The organism is Ruegeria sp. BHSA123 (genome assembly GCF_059613425.1).
In genome coordinates this window covers 1-7,100 of the sequence record NZ_JBXWSL010000101.1, presented here as the reverse complement: position 1 = coordinate 7,100, position 7,100 = coordinate 1, and the positions used below count along the sequence as shown (strand labels likewise).

Sequence of the window (7,100 nt, the reverse complement as noted above, 5' to 3'; positions counted from 1 at the left end):
TGGTGGCTCGCTGTTGCTGACCTTGGCGATGTTTGGCGTGGCGCAGGTTTATGGGATTGAAACGGTTGGTGTTTACCTGACCATCGGGTTGCTTGGATTGGCACAGCTTGTGTTGCAGCTTGTCTACTTCCTACATATCGACCGTCGGCGCAGCAGCCGCGAAGATCTGCACCTGGTGCTGTTTTCGACATTGGTTCTGATGATCATGATCCTTGGCACCATCTGGGTTCTGGGCAGTCTGGCCACCCGAATGCACATGCAATTGATGTAGTGCGTACTTGAAACAAGCGGGGGTAGCGGATCGAGATTTTGGCATTCGGCGGGATCACCAATAACGAATACGGCCTCAGTACGTAGTCCGCATTTGATAACCCTGATGAAAGGTCATGCGCACAAAGGTGACCGGGGTTTTTCGAAACCACGTTGTCCGCTCCAACTGGAACAAAGGGGTGCCGGGCGGAACGGAAAGAAAATCCTGAAGCGGACCGGTTGCCGGAACAGCTGAGAATGCAATTTCCGCGTTCGAAAAAGGAACCTCGGCCAGCAACCATTCGTTAGGACCGGTGGTCAGAAAGTCTTCATCCATGACGTGCGGTACTGCGGCGGTATTGATCCATCGTTCCTCGTACTGGAAGGGGCGGTTGTCGGCATGGTGCATACAGCGCAAATGCAGAATTTGCGTACCCTCGGGCAGTCCGAGTTTGGCTTGCAGCCATGCCGGACAATCTATCAGCGTACGGTTGACCAACGCATATCGGTATTCGGCATTCATATCTTCAATGGTTTGCCGGACTACCGCAATAGGCAGTCGGGCTTGTTTGACCGGTGTTGTGACCACACGCGTGCCGCCTTTGCGTTTCCGTGTGACAATACCCTGATCAGCAAGTTCACGTAGAGCGCGATTGACAGTTGCACGAGCACAACCGAACTCGGCGGCAAGCTCCAGTTCGGTAGGCAGCAAGCTGCCTTGCGGCCAGATTCTGGTCTGGATGCGATTCAAAACTTCATCGCGGACATCCTGGAAGCCGACGTTTTTCTGCTCGTTCACATTGTGCTCACTATATTTTTTGAACTTATTAGTATTATGTCTAGGTTAACGGTGAGATGCAAAGAATTTGACCCAGAACCTTATCAGATTGCAGGATTGCGCGGTTACGCCATGGGCCAATGGTGGCGGTGTAACTACCGAACTTGCCGCGAAGCGGGTCGGCGAGCACGTCGCCTGGCGTATTAGTGTGGCCCGGATCGATCGGGATGGGCCATTTTCCCGATTTCCAGGGATGTCGCGCGTACACACGATCATCGAAGGGGCAGGGCTTGATTTGCTCGGCGATAGCGGCGTTTTAACGGCACGCCCTTTGCTGCCGCTTTCGTTCGACGGGGCGCTCGCGCTGAATGCGCGGCTGTTGGACGGGCCGTGTCGTGCGTTCAATGTGATCTACGATCCAAAGGACGTCGTTGTGGTAGTGAACGTTTTTGCAAATGATCAGGAATTCGAGGGGGCGGCGGGCGAGTTTATCTTTGTCGCCTCGGGAATGGCCCATATGTCAGACAAAACGCCTCTGGTGGCCGGAGACGCAATGACGCTGAACGCCGCCGTTACGGTCAGGCCCGCTGCTGGTGCCAAGATCCTTCGCGTGAGTTTCAATAAGGCCCCCAGCTAAAGCTCAGCCAGAAGCTCACCTATTGCCCGTTTGTAGTTACGCGCGACCTTGTCCCGCAGGAAGTGACGCCCGTTTTGAACCTGATGTCGGCCTGCGGACCAAAGATCAGTAACGACATTATCTTTGGCGGCAAAGACAAGACCATCCAGCAACTGCTGGGGCTGTAATGCGCAAAGGGCAGGGGCTTGGCTGTCAATGGCGACAAGATCAGCCAGCATTCCTTCGGCAATTTGCCCCGCATTGCGGCCTAGCGCCTGCGCGCCGCCAATAGCTGCGCCGCGGTAAAGGGTTTGTCCGACAGAACCTTCACCAACCACCAGCACGTTACGTGACAGGTCGCGCAGTCGTTGCGAATATTCGAGTGTGCGGAGCTCTTCGGTCATGGAAATCAACACGTTGGAGTCTGATCCCACGCCAAAAGCGCCGCCTGCATTCAAATAGACAGGGCCATTGAAAGGCCCATCGCCCAGGTTGGCTTCTGTCACCGGGCACAGACCGGCAACGGCATTGCTGTGGGCCATGGCGCGAGTCTCTTCGTCGGTCATATGGGTTGCGTGGATCAGGCACCAGTTGGAATCAACCGGGGCATTATCCAGCAGCCATTCGACCGGACGCGCGCCAAGGCCAGCCTGCACTTCCTCAACCTCTCTGGGTTGTTCAGCAATGTGGATATGGATCGGACCGGAATTTTGTGATGCCACCACCTGCGCCATATCGCGCGGACACGTGGCGCGCAGTGAATGTGGCGCGATGCCGACGCGACAGTCGTCGGGAAGATTGCCGAGCGCTTCCCGCGCCTGAGCGACAAGTTCGCAAAAACGGCCCACATCATTGCCAAAGCGTCGCTGCCCGGCCTCCAGCGGTTTTTCTCCAACTCCTGCATAGCTGTAGAGCACGGGCAGATGGGTCAGGCCAATTCCGGTCTCGGCGGCGGCGGCCATGATCCGGTCGCTGAGTTCGCAAAGCCTGTCATAGGGTTGCCCGTCCGGTTGGTGGTGCAGATAATGGAATTCCCCGACCGACGCGTACCCGGCCTCCTGCATCTCGACATAGACTTGCGCGGCGATGGCCTGAATTTGGTCAGGGCTCAGGTGGGCTGTGAAACGATACATCAGATCGCGCCAAGTCCAGAAACTGTCACGGCCAGCCAGCCGATATTCGGTCATTCCCGCCATGGCGCGCTGAAAGGCATGGCTGTGAAGGTTGCCCAAAGCGGGCAGGAGAGTGTCAACGCAGGTGTCGCCGTTTTGCGCGACCGCGTCGGTTGTCAGATGCGCGATACGACCATTCTTGATCTCGACTCGCAGGTTTTCTGCCCAGCCGGCTGCCAGAAAGGCCCGTTTTGCGAATATGACCGTCATTCCTACCTCCGGTTTTATGAATAGACATATGCCATAAAGACCTGTACCAGAAAAGAGAGAATTGCACCGAAGAGGGATTCGAATGCAAACCCACGATCATCTGTTCACAGATCTGCACGCCGCTACCATGGTTGGTTCGGATGCATACGGATTGGTCGAAGACGCGGCGATTGTCGTGCGTGGCGACCGGATTGCATGGGTCGGTCCGAAGACGCAGTTACCGGAAGAATACGCGACGTTCTCTCCAACCTCGCTGGACGGGCGGCTGGTGACGCCGGCTCTGATCGATTGCCATACCCATGTGGTGCATGGCGGCGACCGCGCGGCTGAGTTCGAGATGCGCCTTAACGGTGCCAGCTATGAAGAGGTGGCCCGCGCAGGCGGAGGGATCATTTCGACCGTGAAAGCCACACGTGCGGCCAGTAAAGAGGATTTGATCGCGCAGGCTCTGCCGCGCGTGGACGCGATGATCGCCGAAGGGGTCTCGGTGATCGAAGTCAAATCGGGCTATGGGCTGGATCAAGAAACTGAGTTGACCATGCTGCGCGCCGCGCGGGCCCTGCAGGAAAGCCGCCCGGTGCGCATAGCGACCAGCTTTCTGGGCGCTCATGCTGTACCCGCCGAGTATAAAGACCGGCCCGAGGCGTACATTGCTGAGATTTGCATTCCGACGCTTCGCGCGGCTCATGCCGAGGGTTTGGTAGACGCAGTTGACGCATTTTGCGAAGGGATTGCCTTCCTGCCCGACCAACTGGTGCCACTGTTTGACGTTGCCAAGGAACTAGGACTGCCGGTCAAATTGCATGCCGAACAACTGTCCAACCTGGGTGGCGCGAAACTTGCTGCAAGCTATGGTGCGCTTTCTGCCGACCATATCGAGTATTTGGACGAAAGCGGTGTCAAAGCCATAGAAGCGGCAGGCACGGTGGCCGTGATCCTGCCTGGGGCTTTCTACACCCTGCGCGAGACGCAACAACCGCCTGTTGACCTGTTGCGCAAGTACGAGGTGCCAATGGCCCTTGCGACCGACTGCAACCCGGGTTCGGCTCCGATGACATCGCTTTTGCTTGCAATGAACATGGGGTGCACTTTGTTTCGAATGACACCTGAGGAAGCTTTGAAAGGTGTCACCGTGAATGCCGCGCGTGCACTGGGCCTGAGAGACTGCGGCAGGATCGTTCAGGGCCTGCGGGCGGATCTGGCCGTCTGGAATGTCACCCACCCGGCCGAGCTTGCCTACCGCATCGGTTTTAATCCCCTTCACGCCCGCATATTCGGAGGCGCATTTTGACCACTCTGACGTTAACTCCCGGTGCTGTATCTCTGGCGCAGCTGGAACAGGTATTCCGCCAGGAATGCGCCGTTCGGCTGGACCCGGTTTGCAGGCCTGCCATAGCCTCGGCGCACGCTCGCATTATTGAGGCGGCGACTGGCCAAGCCGCCGTTTACGGGGTTAATACGGGTTTTGGAAAACTGGCAAGCGTCAAGATCGCGGCCGAGGATACCGCGACGCTGCAACGCAACCTGATCTTGTCCCATTGCTGTGGCGTTGGACCAGCGATCCCGCGTGCTGTTGCGCGGCTCATGATGGCGCTCAAACTGCTCAGCCTCGGACGTGGCGCGTCGGGTGTGCGGTTGGAGCTGATTGACCTGCTGGAAGCGATGCTTGTCGCAGGCGTGACACCGGTGATCCCGGCACAGGGGTCTGTTGGTGCTTCGGGCGATCTGGCACCACTGTCGCACATGGCAGCCGTCATGATGGGCGAGGGTGAAGCTGAGTTTGGCGGTACAGCCATGCCTGGCGGCGACGCACTGGCAGCGGCAGGTTTGACCCCGGTCGAACTTGGCCCCAAGGAAGGGTTGGCACTGATCAACGGCACTCAGTTTTCCACGGCGTTTGCGCTGGCGGGGCTTTTCGGCGCGTGGCGGGCGGCGCAAAGCGCTTTGGTCACTTCAGCCCTGACAACGGATGCGATCATGGGGTCTACCGCGCCTTTGCAACCCGAAATTCACGCCTTGCGTGGTCACCGAGGCCAGATCGAAGCGGGCGCAACCATGCGCGCGCTACTGGCTGGGTCGGTCATTCGCGAGAGCCACCGGGACGGTGATACGCGGGTTCAGGACCCGTACTGCATCCGCTGCCAACCGCAGGTTGTTGGCGCCGCGATGGATGTGCTGCGTCAGGCTTCAGTAACCCTGGAAACCGAGGCCAACGCCGCCACCGATAACCCTCTGGTTCTGGCCGAGGCCGGGTTGATCGTATCAGGCGGAAACTTTCATGCAGAACCGGTCGGATTTGCCGCCGACATGATTGCTCTGGCAGTGGCCGAGATCGGGGCGATTGCGCAGCGGCGTATCGCGCTGATCGTCGATCCGGTACTCAGCTTTGATTTGCCTCCCTTTTTGACACCCAACCCCGGATTGAATTCTGGCCTGATGATTGCCGAAGTCACGACAGCCGCGCTGATGAGCGAAAACAAGCATCTGGCCAATCCTTGCGTCACAGATTCAACACCAACTTCGGCCAATCAGGAGGATCACGTGTCAATGGCCGCCCATGGTGCGCGGCGGCTGGGGCAAATGGTGACCAATCTGGAGCGTATCCTTGGGGTCGAGTTGCTGTGTGCAACGCAAGGGGTTGAATATCGCGCGCCGCTGCCAACCAGTGAAAGCCTTCAAGGTGTCATGGCGCGCCTGCGTTCGGTTGTACCGGCGTTAGAAGATGACAGATACATGGCAAATGACATAGAAGCAGCCTCGGCCCTTATTGCAAGCGGTGAGATTGCCGAAAGCACCGGTGTCGCCATGCCGGAGCTTGGCGCATGACTGATCCGGTCGAGGTAGTTCGGGGTGGTAGTCCAATTGTTTTGGGCCTGCCTCACACGGGCACTTATGTGCCTGCGGCGATTGATGCCAAACTGAATGCTCGGGGTCGGGCGCTGACAGATACGGATTGGCACATCCACATGCTCTACGACGGGCTTTTGCCCGGTGCTACCACGGTGCGGGCCACCTTTCATCGCTATGTGATCGATGCCAATCGTGACCCAGGCGGTACTTCTCTTTACCCTGGCCAAAACACGACGACCTTGGTGCCGCTTACGGATTTCGACGGGCAGGATATCTGGGACATCCTTCCAACTGAAAAAGATACCATTGAACGACGTGACGCATTTCATGCGCCATATCATGCCGCTTTGCTGGCCGAACTGGAGAGGGTGAAGGCGATCCACGGAATCGCTGTGCTGTATGATTGCCACTCAATCCGCAGTCACATTCCTTTTCTGTTCGACGGCGTTTTGCCCGACATGAACATTGGAACAAATAACGGGATGACCTGTGCACCGGAAATCGAAACAATTGCACATGAATTCGCCTCTTCATCCCCTTTCAGCACCGTTTTGAACGGGCGCTTCAAAGGCGGGTGGACGACACGGCACTACGGACGCCCGGATAACGGTATTCACGCGATCCAGATGGAGTTGGCGCAGTCGACCTACCTGACATCAGAAACGCCACCCTGGACTTTTGACACCGCCAAAGCCACCCGTCTCCGGCGTTGGTTGAAAGACATTCTAGACGTCCTCAATGACACAGCATTGGAGCTTGCCCGATGACCGATCCTCGCAAAAACACCCGTGACATCTTTCCACCCACCGGACCTGAACTGAACGCCAAAAGCTGGATGACCGAAGCGCCGTTGCGGATGATGATGAATAACCTGCATCCTGACGTGGCCGAAAACCCGCATGAGCTGGTGGTCTATGGCGGGATTGGCCGCGCGGCACGGACGTGGAAGGATTTTGACACCATCGTTGCCAGCCTGAAAGATCTGGAAGAGGATGAAACTCTGGTCGTCCAGTCCGGCAAGCCGGTTGCCATTGTTCGCACCCATAGCGATGCACCCCGCGTATTGATTGCAAACTCGAACCTTGTGCCGCACTGGGCCAATTGGGACCACTTCAACGAGCTCGATAAGAAAGGTCTGATGATGTACGGCCAGATGACCGCTGGCTCGTGGATCTATATTGGTACACAGGGCATCGTGCAGGGCACTTATGAAACCTTTGCCGAG

Annotated in this window: 7 protein-coding genes and 1 pseudogene; 6 read left to right on the top strand and 2 right to left on the bottom strand. The window is 57.5% G+C overall.

Going from position 1 to position 7,100, the window contains the following annotated elements:
• Positions 1-271 (top strand): cytochrome o ubiquinol oxidase subunit IV (locus AC2FNC_RS19495; RefSeq protein ID WP_496716370.1); only part of this gene is annotated, 271 nt, incomplete at its 5' end.
• Between the two features lie 75 nt (positions 272-346).
• On the opposite strand, the gene hutC is transcribed toward AC2FNC_RS19495, so the two are convergent.
• A complete protein-coding gene (gene hutC, locus AC2FNC_RS19490) occupies positions 347-1,048 on the bottom strand; it encodes a histidine utilization transcriptional repressor HutC (protein WP_480519774.1) in 702 nt (233 codons plus the stop codon).
• 67 nt (positions 1,049-1,115) lie between these two features.
• Here hutC and AC2FNC_RS19485 point away from each other — a divergent pair, with 67 nt between their 5' ends.
• Complete coding sequence (locus AC2FNC_RS19485; protein ID WP_480625128.1) at positions 1,116-1,664, top strand: HutD/Ves family protein; 549 nt, start codon at positions 1,116-1,118, stop codon at positions 1,662-1,664.
• On the opposite strand, the gene AC2FNC_RS19480 is transcribed toward AC2FNC_RS19485, so the two are convergent.
• Positions 1,661-3,025 carry a formimidoylglutamate deiminase gene (locus AC2FNC_RS19480; protein WP_496716368.1) on the bottom strand — a complete coding sequence of 455 codons (1,365 nt, stop codon included), beginning with the start codon at positions 3,023-3,025 and terminating at the stop codon, positions 1,661-1,663. The two genes, AC2FNC_RS19485 and AC2FNC_RS19480, sit on opposite strands and share 4 nt — an antisense overlap.
• 82 nt (positions 3,026-3,107) lie before the next feature.
• On the opposite strand from AC2FNC_RS19480, the gene hutI reads away from it, so the two are divergent.
• The 4 genes and pseudogenes from hutI to AC2FNC_RS19460 all read left to right on the top strand — a co-directional run.
• A complete protein-coding gene (hutI, locus tag AC2FNC_RS19475; protein WP_496716366.1) occupies positions 3,108-4,316 on the top strand; it encodes an imidazolonepropionase in 1,209 nt (402 codons plus the stop codon).
• Positions 4,313-5,851 (top strand): histidine ammonia-lyase, encoded by a 1,539-nt coding sequence (gene hutH / locus AC2FNC_RS19470; protein WP_480554868.1) that lies wholly within the window; start codon positions 4,313-4,315, stop codon positions 5,849-5,851. Before hutI ends, hutH begins: the two co-directional genes overlap by 4 nt.
• Positions 5,848-6,642 carry an N-formylglutamate deformylase gene (hutG, locus tag AC2FNC_RS19465; protein ID WP_480554869.1) on the top strand — a complete coding sequence of 265 codons (795 nt, stop codon included), beginning with the start codon at positions 5,848-5,850 and terminating at the stop codon, positions 6,640-6,642. Before hutH ends, hutG begins: the two co-directional genes overlap by 4 nt.
• Positions 6,639-7,100, top strand: a pseudogene (locus AC2FNC_RS19460) (urocanate hydratase); the annotation flags it as partial. The gene hutG and the pseudogene AC2FNC_RS19460, both read left to right, overlap by 4 nt.